The 21,317-nt window shown below is 35.5% G+C and carries 18 protein-coding genes; 5 read left to right on the plus strand and 13 right to left on the minus strand.

The window, feature by feature from the left end:
• Nucleotides 1-115: 115 nt before the first annotated feature.
• Nucleotides 116-1,108 (plus strand): alcohol dehydrogenase catalytic domain-containing protein, encoded by a 993-nt coding sequence (locus tag AC3OCB_RS10280; RefSeq protein WP_498342392.1) that lies wholly within the window; start codon nucleotides 116-118, stop codon nucleotides 1,106-1,108.
• A 66-nt stretch (nucleotides 1,109-1,174) separates the two neighbouring features.
• On the opposite strand, the gene AC3OCB_RS10285 is transcribed toward AC3OCB_RS10280, so the two are convergent.
• The 5 genes from AC3OCB_RS10285 to AC3OCB_RS10305 all read right to left on the minus strand — a co-directional run bounded on the left by AC3OCB_RS10285 (nucleotide 1,175) and on the right by AC3OCB_RS10305 (nucleotide 7,613).
• Nucleotides 1,175-1,705 (minus strand): DUF998 domain-containing protein, encoded by a 531-nt coding sequence (locus AC3OCB_RS10285; RefSeq protein ID WP_498342393.1) that lies wholly within the window; start codon nucleotides 1,703-1,705, stop codon nucleotides 1,175-1,177.
• Nucleotides 1,706-1,944: 239 nt separating this feature from the next.
• Nucleotides 1,945-2,799, minus strand: coding sequence for an SMP-30/gluconolactonase/LRE family protein (locus tag AC3OCB_RS10290; protein ID WP_498342394.1), 855 nt, complete (start codon nucleotides 2,797-2,799; stop codon nucleotides 1,945-1,947).
• A 224-nt stretch (nucleotides 2,800-3,023) separates the two neighbouring features.
• Nucleotides 3,024-4,205: an enolase C-terminal domain-like protein gene (locus tag AC3OCB_RS10295; RefSeq protein WP_498342395.1), complete on the minus strand. Its 1,182-nt coding sequence runs from the start codon at nucleotides 4,203-4,205 to the stop codon at nucleotides 3,024-3,026.
• A 215-nt stretch (nucleotides 4,206-4,420) separates the two neighbouring features.
• Entirely contained in the window at nucleotides 4,421-5,827 is a 1,407-nt protein-coding gene (locus tag AC3OCB_RS10300; protein WP_498342396.1) for an aldehyde dehydrogenase family protein, read from the minus strand.
• A gap of 454 nt (nucleotides 5,828-6,281) precedes the next feature.
• On the minus strand, nucleotides 6,282-7,613 hold the full coding sequence (locus AC3OCB_RS10305; RefSeq protein ID WP_498342397.1) for a hypothetical protein: 1,332 nt from the start codon (nucleotides 7,611-7,613) through the stop codon (nucleotides 6,282-6,284).
• A gap of 413 nt (nucleotides 7,614-8,026) precedes the next feature.
• On the opposite strand from AC3OCB_RS10305, the gene AC3OCB_RS10310 reads away from it, so the two are divergent.
• Nucleotides 8,027-8,266 (plus strand): AbrB/MazE/SpoVT family DNA-binding domain-containing protein, encoded by a 240-nt coding sequence (locus tag AC3OCB_RS10310; RefSeq protein WP_498342398.1) that lies wholly within the window; start codon nucleotides 8,027-8,029, stop codon nucleotides 8,264-8,266.
• Nucleotides 8,267-8,669: 403 nt separating this feature from the next.
• Here AC3OCB_RS10310 and AC3OCB_RS10315 read toward each other — a convergent pair whose 3' ends face one another.
• The 3 genes from AC3OCB_RS10315 to AC3OCB_RS10325 all read right to left on the minus strand — a co-directional run bounded on the left by AC3OCB_RS10315 (nucleotide 8,670) and on the right by AC3OCB_RS10325 (nucleotide 11,333).
• On the minus strand, nucleotides 8,670-9,584 hold the full coding sequence (locus AC3OCB_RS10315; protein ID WP_498342399.1) for a fumarylacetoacetate hydrolase family protein: 915 nt from the start codon (nucleotides 9,582-9,584) through the stop codon (nucleotides 8,670-8,672).
• A gap of 134 nt (nucleotides 9,585-9,718) precedes the next feature.
• Complete coding sequence (locus tag AC3OCB_RS10320) at nucleotides 9,719-10,411, minus strand: DUF998 domain-containing protein (protein WP_498342401.1); 693 nt, start codon at nucleotides 10,409-10,411, stop codon at nucleotides 9,719-9,721.
• 31 nt (nucleotides 10,412-10,442) lie between these two features.
• Complete coding sequence (locus AC3OCB_RS10325; RefSeq protein ID WP_498342490.1) at nucleotides 10,443-11,333, minus strand: RNA-guided endonuclease TnpB family protein; 891 nt, start codon at nucleotides 11,331-11,333, stop codon at nucleotides 10,443-10,445.
• A 91-nt stretch (nucleotides 11,334-11,424) separates the two neighbouring features.
• Here AC3OCB_RS10325 and AC3OCB_RS10330 point away from each other — a divergent pair, with 91 nt between their 5' ends.
• Nucleotides 11,425-12,660 (plus strand): RNA-guided endonuclease TnpB family protein, encoded by a 1,236-nt coding sequence (locus tag AC3OCB_RS10330; RefSeq protein ID WP_498342402.1) that lies wholly within the window; start codon nucleotides 11,425-11,427, stop codon nucleotides 12,658-12,660.
• On the opposite strand, the gene AC3OCB_RS10335 is transcribed toward AC3OCB_RS10330, so the two are convergent.
• Together AC3OCB_RS10335 and AC3OCB_RS10340 are read right to left on the minus strand one after the other, a co-directional pair.
• Nucleotides 12,657-12,938 (minus strand): hypothetical protein, encoded by a 282-nt coding sequence (locus tag AC3OCB_RS10335; protein WP_498342403.1) that lies wholly within the window; start codon nucleotides 12,936-12,938, stop codon nucleotides 12,657-12,659. The genes AC3OCB_RS10330 and AC3OCB_RS10335 overlap by 4 nt on opposite strands.
• 301 nt (nucleotides 12,939-13,239) lie before the next feature.
• Nucleotides 13,240-14,331: a glucose 1-dehydrogenase gene (locus AC3OCB_RS10340; RefSeq protein ID WP_498342404.1), complete on the minus strand. Its 1,092-nt coding sequence runs from the start codon at nucleotides 14,329-14,331 to the stop codon at nucleotides 13,240-13,242.
• Nucleotides 14,332-14,557: 226 nt separating this feature from the next.
• Between AC3OCB_RS10340 and AC3OCB_RS10345 the strand changes: the two genes are divergently transcribed.
• Nucleotides 14,558-15,511 carry a carbohydrate kinase family protein gene (locus AC3OCB_RS10345; protein ID WP_498342405.1) on the plus strand — a complete coding sequence of 318 codons (954 nt, stop codon included), beginning with the start codon at nucleotides 14,558-14,560 and terminating at the stop codon, nucleotides 15,509-15,511.
• Between the two features lie 138 nt (nucleotides 15,512-15,649).
• On the opposite strand, the gene AC3OCB_RS10350 is transcribed toward AC3OCB_RS10345, so the two are convergent.
• Together AC3OCB_RS10350 and AC3OCB_RS10355 are read right to left on the minus strand one after the other, a co-directional pair.
• On the minus strand, nucleotides 15,650-16,780 hold the full coding sequence (locus tag AC3OCB_RS10350; protein ID WP_498342406.1) for an MFS transporter: 1,131 nt from the start codon (nucleotides 16,778-16,780) through the stop codon (nucleotides 15,650-15,652).
• A 567-nt stretch (nucleotides 16,781-17,347) separates the two neighbouring features.
• Nucleotides 17,348-17,509: a hypothetical protein gene (locus AC3OCB_RS10355; protein ID WP_498342408.1), complete on the minus strand. Its 162-nt coding sequence runs from the start codon at nucleotides 17,507-17,509 to the stop codon at nucleotides 17,348-17,350.
• Nucleotides 17,510-18,261: 752 nt separating this feature from the next.
• Between AC3OCB_RS10355 and AC3OCB_RS10360 the strand changes: the two genes are divergently transcribed.
• The gene (locus AC3OCB_RS10360; RefSeq protein ID WP_498342409.1) at nucleotides 18,262-20,460 is read left to right on the plus strand and encodes a glycoside hydrolase family 3 N-terminal domain-containing protein; all 2,199 of its coding nucleotides are present in this window, start codon (nucleotides 18,262-18,264) and stop codon (nucleotides 20,458-20,460) included.
• 247 nt (nucleotides 20,461-20,707) lie between these two features.
• Here AC3OCB_RS10360 and AC3OCB_RS10365 read toward each other — a convergent pair whose 3' ends face one another.
• Complete coding sequence (locus AC3OCB_RS10365) at nucleotides 20,708-21,253, minus strand: class I SAM-dependent methyltransferase (RefSeq protein WP_498342410.1); 546 nt, start codon at nucleotides 21,251-21,253, stop codon at nucleotides 20,708-20,710.
• Nucleotides 21,254-21,317 lie beyond the last annotated feature (64 nt).

The raw sequence follows: 21,317 nt of genomic DNA on the forward strand, positions 1-21,317 counted from the left end.
TAATTACAAAATTCCTATTTAAACTTAACAAGAGGAGTTATAATGAATATAGATAGCTTCGTCTTGTAGGTATTTATGTCTCAAAATTTATTAATCCTATATACTACTAAAGTCGATGAAAGCTCTTGCTTTTGATAAAAGCGGAATACAAAACTTAAAGTTTGTTGATTACCCTGACCCAGAAATAAAGTCTAATGAAGTCTTGATAAGAGTTAGAATGGCTGGTGTAAACCCCATAGACTACTATACTGTGGAAAAGTTGAAGGTAAAACCAATTCCTCACATACCTGGGACTGAGTTTAGTGGAGAGGTAGTTAAAGTTGGTGATTATGTAAGGAGTGTTAATGTAGGTGATAGGGTCACAATTTACGGTAAGATATTTGATGGCACTTGCGATATGTGTATGGCTGGTTATGAGACAGTTTGCAGAAATGGTGGTAGGATAGGAGTTGATACTAACGGTGGTTGGGCAGAGTATGTTGCAGTTGAGGAGAAGTACGTGTTTAAGTTGTCTAAAGAATACAGCTGGGAGTTGGGGTCAAGCTTATCATTACCTGCTTTAACAGCTTATCATGCGTTAAAAGAAGCTGAACTAAGACCTTCTCAAACGTTAGTGGTTTTTGGTGCTTCCGGTAACACTGGACAATTCCTAGTTCAATTAGGCAAAAAATTCGGTGCGAAAGTGATTGCAGTCTCGAGAAAGAACTGGTTAAAAGAGCTGGGAGCTGATATAGTGGTCGATTATAACGAGGCAGAAGAAAAAGTAAAAGAGTTCACTGACGGTAAAATGGCTGATGTTGTTGTAAATTCTCTTGGTGAACAGTTTTGGGAAAAGAGCTTTTCTGTTGTAGGCGTTAGAGGTAAACTTGTTACATTTGGAACTATGCTAGGGGCGCATGCAAGGATTGACCTCAGTCAATTATACTCCAAGTATATATCAATATTAGGTGTCAATAGGGGTAACAGAAAGGATTTTGTTGAATTACTGGAGTTATGCAAAGACTGTAAAGTGAAAACTTGGAAAGTGTTTAAGCTAGAGGAAGGTAAAGAGGCATTAGAAGCCTTATTTTCGAAAGACAGAGACGGAAGAATATTTATTTCTATCTAGCTATACTGAACTCCACCTACCCAAAAGGGGAGGCTTTCAGTTGTAAAAAAGAAAGATTGTATCTTTCTACTTGTCATTAGTTAAATAAGTGCCGAAGCTAATTCCCCATATTATCTCGGGATAAACTATTATCCTCTCCATTCCACCTGTACCTAACGGTCCATAATCTTTTGCAATATATAGCACCAAAGCAAAAAGGGTTACTGATCCGAGTACAGCCCAGAAATAGTTTCTCCTTATAGAAACCGCAATAGCACTAATTCCACCAAAAAGGAACGTTATAAGTGATGCAAGCAGATGCGGTAGTCCGGTAGTCTCTGGGAAGGCACCGACTAAAAAAGCACCTAACCCCACTAGAAATAGAAGAGGTGTATAATATTTCCTTGCGTCAAGTAGAATTGATGCTACCATTACCATTATGCCCATAATCATGATTGAAGTGTTGAATATAATCCCAGTTTTTCCTACTCCCAAATCACTAATATAATTATACTTAACTGAATAACCAGGATAAAGAGCTTCAGAAACTATCATTAGTAATAAGAACTGCGACGCCCCGATTAGCACTAGGTATCCCGCAATTTTATTTAGAGGCATAAGTATTTTTTACAAAATTCATATAAAAGTTAAACTGAAGTCACTAGTGATATTGTTTGACGCAAATATTTATTGTAAAGTGATGAGGAGATCCGCTCTTTCAAATTTTAGGATAGGCAAGGCCCCTCGTAAAAGAAATAGCCCTAAAATACTAATTTAGTCTTAAAGCAAAAACCCTAAAGCATTGTTTCTATTTTTATTTAGTAAGAAACTCTTATAGACTAGAACGAAAGAATTTCCTAAATTCCCTTAAATCTATAGCTTTTCAATCCCTTGACGTCTACTTTTACTGTAAATACCATACCAGCTTGTGGTTCTCCGCTTCTGCTCATTGTAGTTATAAACAGCTGATTCATTTCTCTACCACCAAAAGTTACTGAGGAAACATCTCTCACGGGGAGTTTGATTTCATATACTTTCTCACCGTTCTTAGGATTCCATCTACTTACTTTTCCTCCTCTGGAATGTGCAATCCACAGAAACCCTTCCTCATCCACACTCATACCATCTGGTCTACCTGGCTCGTCTTTAAAATCAACTACAACTCTCTTATTGTATATTTCACTTTTCTCTTTATCAAAATCGAACCCAAATATTTGTCTTAATGGTGTGTCTATTAGATAGAACGTCGTGTTGTCTGGATTCCAACCTAAACCGTTTGAAACATAAAGAGTATCTAATATCTTAGTGAGTGAATTACCGTCAAACCTATATAAGCTCCCCGTAGGCTTAGGGTCTGTAGTGTTTAAGTTCATTGTACCAGCCCAATACCTACCTAGTATGTCACACTTACCATCATTAAATCTGTTCTCTTCATCGTCTTCTAATTCGTGAAGCTGGATAAGTTTACCGTCATCTAGGTTCAAAACGTAAAAACCGTGACGTAGTGTTACAACAATCCTTTTATCGTCAATAACACAGAGAGATGAAACCACATCTGGAGTATTATAGATCTTCTCTCCTTCAGTATTAAAATCGTGGGTAATAACTTTCTTTCCATCAATATCAACCCAAAATAGCTTATTTAATTCATAATCATATATTGGTCCTTCAGCTAGGACAGCCTTATATTTGCTTAAAGTTTTTGGTTCCATATCTGTTGGTATTTCCCCATAGTTTAAAATTATTTTTGTGAGACATTCTAATGTGTCTAATTAATTCTAGAATAGTATGAATTTTTTATCTGATTTATGAGAGGTTTTAGACTTCTTACATTTATAATTTGAACTTTTTATTGTTTAAACTCGATATAATCTTTACATATCAGATAACCACCAGCTTTTACTAATAAGCAAGCAAGATAAAAACAATATCTTACTCAATAATCCTTCCAAGTTCCTTTAACAACCCAGACTGGTTCCTCTGGATTAAAGTACTCTTCTCCCTTAACCTTTAACTCTTCCAGCATTTTCTCGTTTACCTCAACTCCAATTCCCGGCTTTTCTGGGATTACAGCATAACCATTCTCAACTGGTGATCCATTAAATATTAGCTCTTTTTTCCATTCTGGGAACCAATCGTAAAAGGACTCTTGGATTAAGAAGTTTGGAACGAATGCGTCAAATTGTAATGTAACAGCATTTAATATTGGCCCTTGCGCATTATGAAAAGCCATTAAAACATCAAACGTTTCAGCTAAAGCAACGACCTTTTTAGTCTCTGTAACACCACCAATTCTGTATAGGTCAGCTTGAAGATAATCAACTAATCCTTCTTTCATATAAAGTAATGCCATGTTTTTATTAATTATTCTCTCGCCTAGGGCAATTTTCAAACTTGTGTTAGCCCTATACTTCTTAAGTCCTTCAATGTCCTCTGGATGAGTTGGCTCTTCCATGAAAAGAGGGTTGTATTTTTCAAGTCTTTTGGCAATTGCTATTGCTGAATTATAGTTAAATCTACCGTGATGTTCAATTAGAAGGTCAACCTCATCCCCTACAGCTTCTCTAATTGCTTTTACTCTCTCTTCAGCTTGATCCAGCCCTTTTTTACTAATGTCGTTAAAATAGGGCCCGAAGGGGTCAAACTTTAATGCCTTATATCCTTTTCTTTTCACCTCTTTTGCTTTTTCTGCGAAATCTTCTGGTGTTACGCAGTTTTGGTACCATCCATTTGCATAAACAAGGATCCTGTCTCTGGTTTTTCCGCCTAGAATTTTATAAAGTGGCGTTCCTACTTCTTTTCCTATAATGTCCCATGAGGCAATATCAACAGCACTGTAAGCAGTAGTTGATTCAAGGGAGATTGCCATATTGAAGTCTTGTTTATACCATTCGAGTCTGTTCTTTTCAACGTCGAAAACGTCTCTACCTTTTAACACTTTGTTTATCTTTTTTACGAAATTATCTACGGCTTCTGCCCTTAAAGCAGAAACGGTCTCTCCATATCCTACTTTTCCGTCTTTTGTTGTTACTTTTACTAAAACCATTATTGAGGCCCACTGTGCACTAGTTACCTCCTTTCCCAGTATGTAAGCCTCTACTTCCGATATCTCTGTCATAATTACTAATTCTAAGTGTTTAAAATAAAACTTTATCTAGTGGGAGATGAAATAATTTTTCCTAGTCTCTAACTTTCCCGGTTTAAGGAGAAACTTTCAGTTGTAAAGCCTTAAGTAAAGTGTGCATATAAGCAGTTATCTTGTAAAACTCAACAAGATGCATATAAAAATAATCGTTGTATATTTAAGTTGATTAAAAAACAAAATATTAAATATTATAATAATGTGATTCCTATCAGCTTATTTTCAGTTAATTCAAGCATCGTATCCCTAACACCTTCTCTACCTATCCCTGACTTCTTAACACCTCCAAATGGTAACGAATCCCATCTTAACCTAGTACTATCATTTATTATTACAGCACCAGCCTTTATCTCTCTGCTCAACTTTAACGCTCTATTAACGTCTTTTGTGAATATTGCAGATTGCAAACCATAATCTGCAGAATTTGCCACCTGAATGGCTTCCTCATCACTATTCACGGCTACAATTGGCGCTACTGGTCCAAAAACCTCACTCTTTAATGCTAACATATCCAAGTTTGTATTAGTAATTAGAGTGAGAGGGAAGAAACTACCGCTCTCTAATCCTCTATTGATGATTTCAACTCTTCCTCCTTTATTTTTAGCATCTTCCACTACGCTTTCTAAGTTTTCCATGCTTTCTTTATTTATTACTGGGCCTACATCAGTTGTTTCATCTAATGGATCACCAACTTTTAATGCTTTTGCTTTCTCCTCAAATGCCTTAGTAAACTTATCTGCAACCTCTTTTCTAACTATAATCCTTTTTCCTGCATTGCAGTTCTGGCCAGCATACTCAAACCTTGCCCTTACTGCAAGTGAGGAAGCTCTATCGATATCGGCATCTTCTAATACTATTATCGGGTCTGATCCACCTAACTCCATTAGTACTCTCTTACCGAGAGACACGGCCTTAGAGGCTATACCAAGACCTATTTTTGTTGATCCAGTAAAAGTAATAGCACCCACCAGGGAGTGGGTAACAACTTCATCTCCAATTTCATTACTATAACCAGTAACAACCCTAACTACACTATCTGGTAATCCCGCTTCAACCAAGATTTTCTTCATTTCAATTGCTGCTAATGGCGTGTTTAAACTTGGTTTAACAACAACAGAATTGCCAGCAGCTAGAGAAGGTGCTACTTTATGTGCAAAAGAGTTTATTGGGAAATTGAAGGGCAAAATTGCAGTTACAACCCCAATAGGTTCTCTAGTGCTTATTACCAATCTGTTCTCATTCCCAGGAGGGTACTCATAAGCATCAACTCTGTAGTTTTTACCCTCTAACACTAGGGGGGCTTCTTCAGCTGCTTGTCTAAACAACCTTGACGCCCTTAAGACCTCAACCCTTGAATCTCTGATCGGTTTTCCAGCTTCCATTGCCAACAGTCTTGCTAACCTCTCTTGTTCTCTATCAAGTATTTCAGAAACTTTTCTTAAGATAGCTGTTCTCTTATATAAAGGCATTTTTGAGATAATTTCAAAACCCTTATATGCTTCCTCTATTTCTCCTCTAACCTCGTCTTTCGTCATTCTCTTTACAGTTCCAATCACCTTTAAGTTCGAGGGGGAGCGAACCTCAATAACTTCTGACATATTATATATATTGAATTAGAAGTTTTTAAATAGATAATGAAATTACTTAAATGTAACTCGATGAACTTAATCTTAACACGCTAGAGTTAGATATTTGAGAGACAACCTAGACGTTTAAGATAAAAGTAAACATACTAACATGTACTTAAGATTTTCTTAAGTTTTTAGTTAAGCTAAAAGGAGAGAAGAACCGATTTCGTTCTAGGTGAGAGATGAATAATATTAAGTAAATTTAGTTCTTTCAACTTTTATACTAAAGACAAATAGATTGTTTAAAAAGTATATAATATTACTACATAGACTTTTAATGTTTTATGTGATTATGCTTTTATGACTTTTAATAAGTCTCCATATTTAAAGGATTTTAAAGTCGGTCAGAAGTTTAGGAGTAAGGTTTAGCGTACTAAAAACTCTGGTTGACAAGTAGATCTCGGTTTGACCGAAACGTCAAGTTTTAGCATTCTAAAAACCCTTCCTTAAGGTCTTCATTTTCATTTACCCATCGTAATATCAGTTCCTTGTTCTCCCTCTTCAAATTACTAAGGTTCCTGCATAAAGTCTTACCAAGTTCAATACCTACTTTCCCCTTTAGAGAAAGAAGTTTAGAAAGGTTAAACTCATTCAACCTTCTTCCAAATTGCTCAACGAAAATAGGTAAGTATTCCTTGTATTTAATAATAAGTTCTAGCACTTTATCTCTATCCTCAAAGAAGAACAGTGAGTTTAAAATTGTTAAGAACCCTTTAGCAAAACTCTCAGAGTTAAAAGCTAAGTTTAGGATTTTATCTTGGTCTTCTTTCCTTAGCTCGTAAATTTTACCTTTTATGAAGTTGCTAAAACTACTCAATGCTTCGCTTATTCCTTCTCCAAATCCGTAGGCGAAATCTGAGTTTTTCTCAGCCATGTTTAATGCCAAAGTCTTTAAATCTTCAGTCAAATAAGGGAAAGTCCCTCCTAAGTTTTTACCTAAAACTCTTGCTAAATCGCCATGACTCCCGATTTCAATTAAAACTGTAGTAAACTCATCTTCAAGTGAGGAGAAGTCTATTGAGGATAGGAATCCTTTAGCAAACTCTTTGTCCTCTTTGACTTTCTCTATAACCTTTCTTTTCCAATAGTATGAAAGGTTTTGAAAACCTTTTCCAACACCGAACGCTATGTTGGAGTAATTTAATAGTTTTTCTTTCATTTTGTCGTTAACCTCATAAAGTCTATAACCTATAATTTCATCGATTTCTTTACTTTTGCCTATGAATTCCTCCAAGCCATCAAGTTTACTCAAGTTTACTGACTGTAGGAACTCATAAAGGAACATTATGTTATGTTTAAACGTGTCGACGATCCTTTTCCTACTCTCCAAAGGAAATTTATCAAACTGCCTCGCAATATTGCTTCCAACGTTTGGTACATGCTTTAAGGGAGAAACGATTAAAGCTAATTTCTCTGTTACATCTGGAAATCGGTAAGGTTCCAAATTAGCTAGAATCTCCATTGCCATTATTTCGCTCAAATTTCCCAGATAAAGTAGTAAGTCCTTGTCAACTTCAATCCCTTCCATCCCTTTTGCAATTCCTCTGCATAAGCTTTGATAATATTCACAAGACTTAATCAGTAACTTTAGAGTTTCCCTATCAATCTTGTCTATTATCTTACCTATGGCTAGACCTAATTGGTAGAAATTTACATCTCTATCTAATCTATTCCAGCTATCTGCAGTTAATATTTGAACAACTACTCTAACGTACTCTTTGGGAAGCTCAGATAGTAGCTCTCCTATTCTTTCCATGAATGACAAATTATAATGTCAAGTTAAAAGTTTCACGACTTATGCTATTTTAGAGGCGTCATTTTAGCTTGGAAAGATATTATTTGCAAACTTGTAAACAAAGACTCATTAGCACCCCGCTTATACAATGATTTTTCTTCTTGTTCAAAAGGGAGTCAGTCCTTATCTTTTTGTTTTTAAGTAAATTTAATATATAATTAATAAAATTAAGAAAAAAGAAACTAAATATATTGACTAAAAATTCTCAATTTTAGTATATTTAGCATTTCGGCATTTACTACCCATCTTAAAACCTCGAATACCAAAAAATATATTGTACTTAATCAACAGTTATCTAAATTATTGAGCTAAGGAAAGCAATGTTTAAATGCTTCCATTGTAAGTATTAAATAAATGGGAATAATGGTGGGACAATGGAATACGAGCTTAAGATTGACGAAAAAGGGAGGATAACAATTCCAAAAGAGGTTAGAGAGAAACTTAATATGAAGAATGTTGTTAAGCTTATAGTAAAGGATAATGAGGCAATAATAAGGGGTGTCAAAAAAGAAGAAGTGCTAAGAAAATACGCTGGCATTTTTAAGGTCGATTGGAGCGAAATTAACAAGGACGTCAGAGAAATTTATAAAGAAGCGTTAGAAGAAAGTGGTTAAAAGATATTTTGACGTGAACGTTTTAGTATACTTTAACGCATCATCCTCAATATTTTAAGAGAGCGAACATTAGCTCTCCAATATGAAGAAATTTACACGTCAGAAATTAACTTTGTTTCAGCTAATTATAGTTCTAAGTAAGCTTCTTAGTAAACCACCAATCGAAATCCATCAACTTAATCCCTCATTTTTAGTGAAATTGGCATACGTTTTGTTCATTTAGAGCCAGATGAGATTGAAAATGTAAAAGACGTAGCATTAGAGTATAACTTGGAACTTGAGGATGCAACCATTTTTATCTTTCAAAGAAAGTTGGAGAATTGATTGGTAATGACAAAGAGCTAGTTAAACTAGGAGCAAAGTTTTAGTTAATATATAATATCAGATCTGAATTTCGTCTTAGTCATTTTTCTTCCACTAGATGGTTCCTCAAAACCCCAATTTTGCTTATCTCAGCCTCGACAACGTCTCCAGGCTTTAAATATTTTCCAGTAGCTAATGCCACTCCCGGAGGTGTACCAGTTGATATCACATCTCCAGGCTTTAATGTTATTCCGTTTGCTAAGTACTCTATTATTTTGTCAACCTTGAATATCATATCCTCAGTGTATCCATCTTGCCTAACCTCTCCATTAACTCTCAGTGATATCCTCAACTCATGCGGATTTGGTATTTCATCTTTCGTAACTATCCATGGTCCCATAGGAGCAGCTGTGTCCATCCCTTTTCCATGAACCCATCTCATACCGTAAGGCTGTTCAGCTGGGAATTGCCTATCTCTGAAGCTTATATCGTTAAGGATAGTGTATCCAAATACATAATTGTAGGCTTCTTTGCTATTCACGTATTTCCCCTTTTTGCCTATTATTACTGCAAGTTCTACTTCATAATCAACTTTCTGCGAAGCCTTTGGATAAAGTATCGGTTGATTATGACCAACTAGTGTGTTTGTAAACTTTGTAAACACATATGGCTCTTTTGGGGGTTGTGTGTTTGTCTCTTGTCCATGAGCCTTGTAATTTACAGCGAGTAGAAATATTTTTTCTGGGTTTTCTACTGGAGGGTAATAAACGATTTTCTCTGGGTCATAGGAGACCTTGTCTTCTACTCCCTTTAAATCGTCTAAAACCTTTCTGACAAGGAATAATGCAACTTCTCCACCTTCAATTAAATCCTTTGTACTGTAAAACCAATTTGGTGGTTTTGCGTCATACAAAAACTCATATGCCTTAACTAGGTCAATTACTTTACCGTTTTCGTATACGCCTACTCTTTTAACTTCGCCGTTGTTAGGAGAAAAGAGTAATAGTTTGACCATGTGTTATAATTAAGTTGATTGCATATAAACGATTATTCTTTTGCGATTAAAGTTTTTGTCTAACAGTTTGCTATTTAAATTCAACTTTTTGTTTCACGTTATTTATACGTCATTAGAATTTCCTCACAGATTTTTTATTTAAATGCAAAGGCAATAACTATTGCTCCAAGTACAAAGAAAATTGTGGCGAGAGTTCCAACTACTATTGTATCTCTTTTATGATGAATTTCTGTTCCTTTAACTTGAACAGATTTGTTTAAGGGGGTATAGAGAAGGCAAAATATTAACCAAGCATCCATTACTGAGATTTCATATATTTCCTCTGTTGCTGCGGATGGAAAGTGAACAATTATTGCTCCTAAGGGCATGAAAAGGGCAATTATGAGCTGTATAATTGAGGATTTTATGTCATTTTCTAGGTATGTTCCTATTCCCATTATACCAATTGCTAGAGCACCTTGGACAAAGAACCATACGGATACAAAAACATGAGGATATGTTCCTTCATGATAATATCCTATTAGAGCAAGAAAGATACCTGCAACAAACCAGAAAGCTCCAGCAAAAACTTGAACCTTATTTCTAGCCCTTGCAACTATACCTAGCGACATCAACCATATTATAATTGCTAAAATGATAAGTCCAACGTTATAAACTAGATAATACTTAGTGAATTCTGGGCTTCCGAAATCGCTTAATGCATTCTTTGTTAAAATCCACTTTGGAGTTAGTAAATAACAAATAAGGAACAAAATCCATGGCGAGACAAGCAATGCCCAACTTGAATATTTTCCTAGTTTGTCAAAAAATTCTGAAGTATTATTCATTCTAGGAACTTAATCTGACCTCCTCCCCGCTCTAAAGAGCGAGGGTTCCAACTCTCGTTAGAGCAGAGAGGTTCGGGGCTACATCCTTATGTTCAGCCCTTGGCTGGGTGTCCAGCCAGTTACCCCTATCCCGTGAGGGACTCGGGGTTATGGATTTTTTCAAAATATTAAAAGCACCAACTACGTCTGCGTTAAATACCTTGTTTAACTTTTCACACTTGAATAATCCTCTAACTATCCTCTTCCCATATGAGTCACCGTGAACCGGACATGTTGATGATGTATAGGCTTCATTGACTTCCTCTACAGTTATTCCATATTCTTCAGCCACTTCTTTGATTCTGTCTATGACTTGTTTATAGCTCCAGACATTTGTCACGTTAAAGTTTCCTTTCTGTTGTGCAATATACATAGGATGACCAACATAGATCGTCGAAACTCCTTTCTCATAGAGCCACTCAATAACTCTCCTAACCTGGGTGTCTATGTAGTGCCACACTCTCTTCCTCCACATTTTAAACATGACACTGAGTCTATGCGTTATCTTAACTCCATATTTGTTTATCTTACTTTGATATTCAGCAATTTTTTCTCTCCAGTAGTGCGACTCAGCCTTGATGGGTCTTCCATTTATCAAGACTGATGTTCCATCTTCCGTATACACTGCCATTAGATTATTTACACCTAAGTCAATACCAGCTCTCAGATTACCTTTCGGTTTTTGAGGGATTTTCCTCCAGTCTCCTCTCACAGCTTTCTCCGTCACAGCATAAGTGATGTGAGCATACCACGTCTTGGTGTCTGTGTCATAATGAATTTCTAACTGTCCTTGCTTTCCCTTTAGATGCACTAAACCAGCATATTCTACCTCTATCCATCCTATAGCTCCTAACCCTTTGATAATGATCTTGTCTTCCGTGATTTTATACTGTCTGTTCTTTACAAAAAATGAAAGCCTCGCTTTTCAAAGCGGGGATGACAAAACTTAAAAACTGCTGAATTAAACAAAGTTTGTGGCTAGGTCAATTGGATTTTCAGTAGCTGTTCAAATGAAAATTGCACCTAGCCACGAGGTTAAACACCTTGCTTATTTGTACACTAGGACTAAACAACTCATTGTTAATTGGTTAGTAGAAACCAAACCTAGCTTCAAGAGTGAGAAAGAACTACTTAGCATAATCCACCATGAGTGGTACGAAAAGCTAAAGCAAATAGGGCTAAAATCACGTCTAGCTATAGATTGTTATAGAGATGCTGAAAATGTATATCTATCGTGGTTAGAGAACCCTAGAAAGAACAAATCAAAACCTAGGATAAAGAGTGTGTCAGTAATCTTAACACCTAAACTATCATACAACTTGAACTTACAAAAAATGAGACTAAGCGTTATGGGTTGCAAAACCCCAATTCTAGGTTATTCTAGTACTCTATCGCTCTACAAAGAATGGAAGATAGCAGAAGCCAAAATGGTTAAGAGAGGGAAAGAGTGGTATTTGTTTATCACTTTTAGCAAAAAGGAAGAGAAGGGAAAAGCAAAGAAGAAAAAAGAAGGATTAGCAACTGAAGGCGAAAATAAGGAAGAGAAAAAGAAAGAAGAGTTTAAGGTAACTGGTATAGTAGCAGTTGATGTAAATCAAGACTTCCTTACTGTTGGCAACGATAAGACAGTAGTTGAAATACCTACTAGATTAGATGACGCTTACCATTATGTGGATGAGGTACAAAAACTACAGCAAAAGTATCCTACAAAGTGGAGATACTCTAAACACATACTAACTAGGATTGCTCACTTCTTCAGAAGAGAAAGGAATATCTTAATTGACTTTGCTAAAAAAGTAGGTAGGTGGATAGTAGATATTGCTTTACTGTTAAAAGCTAACGTTATCGTTTTGGAAAAACTAACTAAGATGATTAAACATGTTGGCGATTTAAGAAAGAACTACAGATTAAAGCTATACCTTATGCAATATAAGAGGATTCAAAAGTGGATTGAATGGGAAGCTAAGAAATACGGGTTAAAAGTGGTTTATGTTAATCCCGCATACTCATCAACTACTTGTCCTAAATGTGGTACATTGATGAAAGAGAGTGGGTATAGGACACTACAATGCGAAAAGTGTGGCTTTGAAGAACACCGCGATTATGTTTCCGTTCTCAACCTTTATGGGAGGGGTCTTCTGCACCTCTCGACTGCTCGTCAAATGAAGGGTGGAAAATACCACTCAGATGACGGGAACCCTCGCTCTTAAGAGCGGGGAGAAGTCAGTACTATCCATAATTCTCTAGTCTTGTTCCTCTTCTTATAACCAGGAGGGTTAACTCTCTTAATAAAACCAGGTAGTTCCTTGTCTTTCTTTTTCTTCAGTTCTTTGAAGAAATCGCTCCACGTTTCGTTATTCTTATTGAGGATTGCTTGAGCCGTGTCAGAACCTATCATCTCGCTGTATTTTTCATAAAACTCTTTGTAAGTTCCCTTCAAATCAACAACCTTATTAGTAAAAAACTGCTGTCTTCTAGCATAAGTCACTTCGTTCCATAACTTTGATGAGATTGAACATAAGAGTTTTAGCTGCTCCTCTTGGTTCTTGTTTGGTTTTAATCTGACTACAGATGTTCTGATTATACTGTTGTCGGGTGCAGTGGGCGTAGAAGATGAAGATAGGGAAGTATCGCTTTTAAGAGATGTTTAAGAGTTGCCCACCACACCCACATTGTATTATTAAAGAAGACAAATTTATAAACTTTTAAGTCTCCTCCCCGCTTTAAAAAGCGAGGCTTCCTTAATTTTGGTGAGTTAAAAATTATAAAAATTATGTCTATAATGAAGTCTAGTCCCATTGTATTCTTATTTTTATTTCACCTGGTTCTTCTTCTTGAAGTACTTTTAAAACTTCTTTTTCATCATTAATGCTAACAGTTTTAGTTATTAGCATTTTGCTAATCTTAGGATACAGAGTTTTCCATGAAGCTAAATGCATAACTGCTTGTTGGAAATGGGGCTTTTGGCCATTAACTAATCCTACAATAACTTGGCTTGTGTGTATGATCTCTTGTACTGATTTGAAGTCAATTGAGAAAGAGCCAGAAGTCGGAAACCCAAATAGGCCAAGCACGCCATTTCTATTTAGATGAGGGATCAAACTATTCAGCAAGCTAGCATCAGAACCAGCTGTGTCAATAATAACATCAAATTTCTCTTTCAAATTATCATATCCATTACTTGAATTGAAGTAGTTTGATTTTGTTTCTTCTAGTATAGTTTGTTCTTTTTCATCTGGCTCTCTTCTGTTTGCCATCCATACTTCTAATCCATAAGTCCTAAAGAGTAACGTAAATAAGCTACCAACGGATCCAGTGCCAACTATTAGTACTTTTCTGCAATTTAACGTTCCGTCGTCACAAGTCCATACTGGAATTCTCTTTTGAAGGTTTAGAATTTCTTCGACTGATTTTTCAACATCAGCTAGGGGTTGTGCCAAAATTCCTATATCTTCTAGTTCTTTTGGGATTCTGACTAAATATTTTGGGTCGTCATACCAGTACTCTCTCATAAAGCCGTCAATACGGTGAATTCCAGTTTCCACGAATTCTCCAGTCTCACAAAAATCTGGTCTCCCTATCAAACAGTTTAAACATTTTCCACATCCTCTTCTATTCACTGGCATTACGAGTTCTCCTTTTGAAAAACCACAACAAGGTTCTTCTACTATTCCAATAGCTTCGTGCCCTAGGACTAGATAATCCTTTCCATCTGATAAGTCTGACGTTGTTAATTTTCCGTTAACTATTTCCCTATCAGTACCACATATTCCGTTAAACAAGGTCCTTATCTTTACTTTACCATAGTTGTCTAATTCCTTCTCATTTACATCAGCAAATTGTACTCCAGGGTTAGGTGGTTTCACTATTATTGCTTTCATATATCTGTATCAAGGATAGAAAGTAAAAAGTCTTTTGCTATATTTGGTTTAAAAATTTTAAACTCTCGTAACGGCTTATATTTATATATTTTAAACGACTTAACTTATAAAAGATTAAGCAAGATAAAATTAATTTAATAACTCATAAAGCTATAGTTAAGTCATATTTCATATATTTCACACGTTTATACTCTGTTTTTATATTCTACTTTGTTAATGAAATGTTGTGCAAGGAACTGAGGTCTATTGTGTAGGGGAGATTCTTGTGGATATAATTTCAAAGCATGAAGGAAGATATTATGAAGGATCCGAACTCGAGATTCATCTAGGAGGAGCTCCAGCAAATGTATGTATTGGTATTTCCTTACTTAATCATAAGCCTGGAGTTATAGGATCTGTTGGTAATGATCCTTTTGGTGATTTTCTTATAGACTTTCTTAAGGAAAAAGGAGTGAATACTAAATATGTAGTGAGAAAGAATATGAGGACTTCATTAGCATTCGTTACACTTAAAGAGAGAGGTGAAAGGGACTTCTTTTTCTACACAAAACCCTGGACTTCAACAGCTTTCTCTGAACTTGCAGTTACAGATATCTCAATCGATGACATTTTAAAAGCTAAGGTCGTTTATACTTCTGGATTAGCAACGGCTTTCGAACCCATATCTAGTGTAATTAAACAGATATTTATTAATGGATATAAGAAGGGTATAGTAACAGTATTCGATCCTAATTACAGGGAAGATGTGTGGAATAATGAACAAGAAGCACTAAAGGTAATGGAAGAGTTCTTCCAATACACTCGATTTCTGTCTATGGGTATGGATGAGGTGAAAAACATGTTTAAAGTTTCGGACTACAAGAAGCTAGCGAGAGATTTAGTTTCAAGCTATGAGAATTTAAACGTTGTTGCTATTAGAATGGGAGATAAGGGTGCTTACGTGTATTCTAAAGAGGGGGAAGAAGTGGAAGCTCCAGCTTATGAGATAGAACCAGTAGATACTACCGGTGCTGGCGACGCATGGACGTCAGCTTTCATCGTTTATCATATTTTAGAGTCAAAGAGTTTAGAAGCTTCAGTCAAATATGCAAATGGAGCTGGAGCATTAAAATGCTTAAGAAAAGGAGGAGCAAGTTTTCCTAGGAGGGAAGAACTTGAAGGTTTTGTTAACACTCATTAAATTTCTTTTTCTCTTTTTAACCTTTCTGAGAGAGGAAAGTTAATCCAAGGTGAAGAAAAGCTTTAGTCGAAGAAAAGAAGTAGTACTAGGAACTTTTTACAATAGCTAACTGATTTATCCTTATGACAGCAGGGATACTCATGACTTTTCTTTTACTTCCAAGTATAGGAAAGACGACAAGATTCTCATAATTCCTATTAAGGTGAGCATGAAGTTTACAGCAATTACAAGCCCTAACCTGGTAGAGATTAAGCTAACCATAAAACTGGAAAAAGTAGAACCTGAGAGTGCTGCAATTCCATTTAACATATTGAATAATGCTATGTTAATTCTTTTCTCGTAATAGTTTGAGTTATCAAATAAAAATGCTGTGTAGGAGATAGAGGCTGAGTTGGTAAATCCAGAAACTATATTCGCTAAGTATATTTCGTAAACCGAAGTAGAGAAGGCATAGGCTAGCGGAAAGGTCGCTAAAGCAAATCTTCCCAAAAACATCATGTATTTTCTATGTTTATCCACAAGCATTCCAATAAACCTCTGCAGAGATATTGTTGAGACACCTGCTATAACACTGATAACGGCAATATTGAACTCATTCATGTGAAATTTATACACTTGCGCTAAGGGAAACAGTGGCCAAGCCATTGACCAAATAAAAGTGAAAACAAAGTTAATAAGAAGGAACTTTTTGACCTCTGGATTTGACGTAAACAACCGAGCTTTTGACTTGATCATCTCAGAATCAACATCAGAGTGATAAATTACGTACGCATTGACAAGGTAAATTAAACCGCCTATGACGAAAAAATATCTCATGAGATAAAGCTCATCTCCGACTATGAATCCCGTGATGAGAGTGGCTATTAAACCACCAATGTAGGCATAAAAATTGTAATAAGCTAAAGTCTTACCCCTAGCTGTTTCACTAATTTTATCTAGGATTAGTAGCCAACCAAAGTTTGCTGCCCCTAGAGAAAGTTCTATTATAACGTAAATTAATACAAAGGACGAGTTGAATATTTCAAGTACTCCGACACATATCCACAATAATCCGGAAGCTAATGTACCTATCAAAATTAACTTCTTAGCTCTCACATATAAGTTTGCTAAAACATATTGAATTATCCCAGGGAAAGTTGTACCCGCAGACGAAACTATGGCTAAGAGAGTACCAATAATTCCATTTGAAGCAACAAAGAACGATATAAAGGGACTTATTAAACTATTAGCCAAATTGTTAAGCAAAAAATATATTCGTAGTGGTCTCAATAAGGTCGAAGTAAAAGATATATTTAGTCTCCCTTTAAAGTTATCTTAGGTGGCACCTCTTCATAGTCACCTTGAAATTTTTGCATAATAGACAATGAGCATTAATTTATTATTATGGTGGGAATAGAAAGTATTGTTTTCTTAGATTTTTACAATTATTATCTTTCAGATGATATAAGATATGATTGTCATATTGAAATTTAAAAATTTTAGTAAGTTGACTCATGCCTGTTCCGATTTTCCACTAATATAAGTAACCATGTTGATGTACTAATTTGTCCTTTACAATGAGAGATGAGAACTTCGCATGACAATTCTAAAATGTATGTACTAAATATTTTTAAGCTTCATGGAGAAGTTGATACTCTCAGCAGGTCTATATAATAAAAATACAATTAATTACACGTTATAAAAATACCTTTAATATAGAGTCTTTTATGCTCATTGACCAAGTTAAAAAATTGTTAGGTCATGCATGTTATAAAGTAGAACATGCTAACTAATGAAAAATATCAATTTTTGAGTATACGTATAAGAAGAGAGTTTATTAGAATAAACATAATACTTTCAATATACTATAAAGAAGGCTTTGTCTTTAATGTTCATCTTTTCTAAAGATTTCCACTCTTCTGGATATTCTAGTTTTAAGTATTCTTCGGGAAGGTCGTACAATGATGTTGATTGAGTCTCTTTTTTGTCATTTCTTCGAATCATTTGCAATAACGCCATTTCAATTCACCAAGTATAAGTATACTTACAAATTTTTAAAACTTTTCATCCATAGTTTAGGTATGTTCATGTGATATAAACATCTATTCCTAAGATTTAAACTTCATTGATATATATGAAAAGAAATTAGATAGATTACTTTTGAAAAAGGTTATTTTTTCTAATTATGCCGTATGATCTTAAAATTTACCAGAATTAGATGCATTAAAAGCTTGCACTTTTCAGACCTAATTTATAAATGTTAAATTTAAAAGCATAATTAAACTCTTACTAGGTCATGGTACTAAGCGATTTATACATCTATTCAAGTTTTTCACTTGTTATTTCTATTTTAACTGTATTCAATGAAAGGAAGTCCTTTAAGTTCTGCGAAATATCCTATATTCGGATCCTCCATAAATCTGCTTTTAGCCGTTTTATAACTAAATCCCTTAAGTCTTTGCTGACTCTTGTTGATCTTGTGATATTTCTTAATTACTTTTAATCACTTTCCTCAGTGATTATGGCTTCAACCTATTCCGTGAAGATTATCCTTCACTTCTGTTTTTCTTTCTTAGGAAATTGACAAAATGATGAAACGCGCCTCCTTTGGAATGAAGAAAGATTCTCGTATTCCTTTTTATTGGCGTACTTTATCTTAACTTCAAATATCATAAGTTCTCCATACTTATATTAGCTTTATCACATTACCAGATTTTTTGAGAACTAAAAATAGAAAACTTTTTATCGAAACAGTTCTACGCTTTATCAATATGACAGTTGATGAATTTTTAACGAATGCGTCAATTGAGGAAAAATTATCTCTAGTTGTAGGATCTGGATTCTCTAAAAGAGTAAATGGTGCAGCTGGGGAAACTAGGGCCATTGAGCGTCTCAATATACCTTCTATAGTACTATCTGATGGGCCCGCCGGTGTAAGAATATCTCCTCTCAGAGGAGGTAGCTCAAATATCTATTATGCCACAGCCTTTCCTAACGCTATTGTACTTGCATCTACATGGAATTTAGATATTGTTGAAACAGTTGGAAGAGCTATAAGTGAAGAAGCTAAAGATTACGGAGTGGACGTTATACTTGCTCCAGGGCTTAATATTCAAAGAATACCACTCGGGGGAAGAAATTTTGAATACTTCTCGGAAGACCCCTTCTTGTCTGGAAAAATGACATCTGCATATGTTAAAGGAGTTCAGTTTATAGGCGTTGGAGCGACACTCAAGCACTTTGTTGCTAACGAACAAGAGATGAATAGAATGACAATTAACATTATCGCATCTGAAAGGGCTTTGAGGGAAATATATTTAAGGGCTTTTGAAATTGCAATTGAGGAATCTAAGCCATGGGCAATTATGGCTAGTTATAATAAGGTTAATGGTAAGTACGCTACTCAAAACAAATGGCTTTTAACAAAGGTTCTAAGAGAGGAGTGGGGATTCGACGGTCTTGTTATGACTGACTGGGGAGCTGGTGACAATCCAATTGAACAGATCAAAGCTGGTATAGACCTTGTCATGCCTGGGAGTGATGAGATATTACAAAGTTTGGTAGAAGCTTATAAGAACGGGTTAATAGATGAAAAGAGTGTCAACGAAAGAGCTAAAAAGGTCTTGGAATTAGTATATAAAAGCTTAACATATAAGGAATATAAGCCTTCAAACAGCCCAGATTTAAACGGACATGCAAAGATTGCTTATGAGAGTGCAATTGAAGGGTTTGTACTTCTGAAAAACGAGAATGCACTCCCTATCACTAAAGAAGCAAAGGTCTCTCTCTTTGGTCTAGGGTCTTACATGACGGTGAAAGGTGGTTTAGGCAGTGGTAATGTACATTCAAAATATGTCGTTTCAATAGCTGACGGTCTCAAGGAGAAAGGTGTTAAAGTTAACGAGGAATTAGAAAGTATATACAAAAGCCATCCTTATTTTGGGATAGGTAAGTTTTATCAGTCGATATTCAATGAGGTTAATAGAGGCAGAGATATTCAATTAATGTTGCCGTTTATTGTTGAAATCCTTGATTCACTAGTAAATTCTTATTCGACTAATGCGGAAACCAGGTTAGAAGATGCACTAATAGAAAAAGTTGCTAAAGAGGATGACATTGCAATTATAACAATATCAAGGATATCTAGCGAGGGCTGGGATAGAAAGGCAGTTAAAGGTGATTTTTATTTAAGTGGCAATGAGCTAGAGTTGATAAAGAAAGTCTCAGACGCTTTTCATAAACAAGGCAAGAAAGTCGTTGTCATTCTCAATATCCCGAGTCCTATAGAGATAGTTAGTTGGAGAGATTTTGTTGACGCAATTCTAGTTGTGTGGACTCCAGGTCAAGAAGCAGGTAGAGCTGTTGCAGATACTCTTTTAGGGATGGTCAACGTAAGTGGCAAATTACCTTTCACTTGGCCTAAAGACCTTTACGATTTACCAACCATGAGGACATACCCTGGAGTCCCAAAAGGTAATCCTCAATACTTGGTTTATGAAGAAGACATATACGTTGGTTATAGGTACAATGACACGTTTAAAGTTGAACCTGCATATGAGTTTGGTTACGGTCTTAGCTATACAAAATTTGAGTATAGTGATTTGAGTGTAGAAAAAGAAGAGAAGGGGGATAAGATCAAGGTTAGTTTAAAGGTGAAAAACGTTGGTCAATTTGAAGGTAAAGAAGTTGTGCAAGTTTATGTTAGAGCTCCCAGAGGCAAGTTAAATAAATCGTTTCAAGAGTTAAAAGGGTTCTTCAAGACTAGGCTGTTAAAGCCTAATGAAGAGGAAAGTGTCACGATAGAAATACCGGTAAAACACTTGGCAAGCTTCAATGGCCTGTCATGGATTGTTGAAGGAGGAGAATATGAAATGAGAGTAGGTTCTTCATCTAGGGACATAAGACTTGAAGGCAAAGTAGTAATAGAAGAGCAGTGCTTTGACGTTAAATGGAACAAGATTTCTTGTTGAAATAGACTCTTTTTTATTCTTTAATTTTTCCAAAGAAGTTAGTAGACTTATCAACATAAATAAAACAAGAAAAAGAAGTTCCTATGTTAGGACTTAAGTGAATCATATTTTTTCTTTGCTTTTATACAAACGTAATCACTTTTTCATACCCTGACAAGGGAACTTCAACATCTATGTTTGAATATTTTGGGTGCTTTGTTAAAGTTTGCATTGTTTTAATAATTTCGAAATTAGACAATTTCAAAAGCTATTTTACCTCATCGTATGTGGGCCAAGACCCTTCCTTCACAAACTGTAGAGGATATGGATATTCTGGCGATAAATTGGAAAGCTTCTCCCAACCTAACAGTGACGCTAATCTGTAAAGAAGACCGTACGAACTTTCCCCTGGAACCCAACAAAGAACTAAATGTCCATCATTCCTTAAAACTCTGTGTAGTTCATTCAAGGCTTTTCTTTTATCCTTTAAATAATGAATAACTCCATTGAAGAGAATTACGTCGTATGACTCGTCCGAAACTGGTAAGTTCTCCGCATATCCTATTTTAACTTTTAATCCTCTTTTTTCAGCTATTCTTCCCATTTCAGAGGGCTCTACACAATCTTCAATGACAATCCCTTTATCCCTTAAAATCTTTTCAAACAGCCCGCTTTCACATCCAACACTAAGTATCTTTCCCTTCTCATCTTTTAGCATACTTTCTACAAGCAGAGCTTCTGAAAGAAGGACTTTTTCATTCTTCATAAACCATTCATCGTATTTTTCCGAATATTCATCAAATGCCGAGCTCATTTAAGCTTCTACCTCCTCATGTCACATTCCAGAACACATATACATATCTGCTCACATGATAAAT

This window comes from Sulfurisphaera sp. (assembly GCF_059755235.1).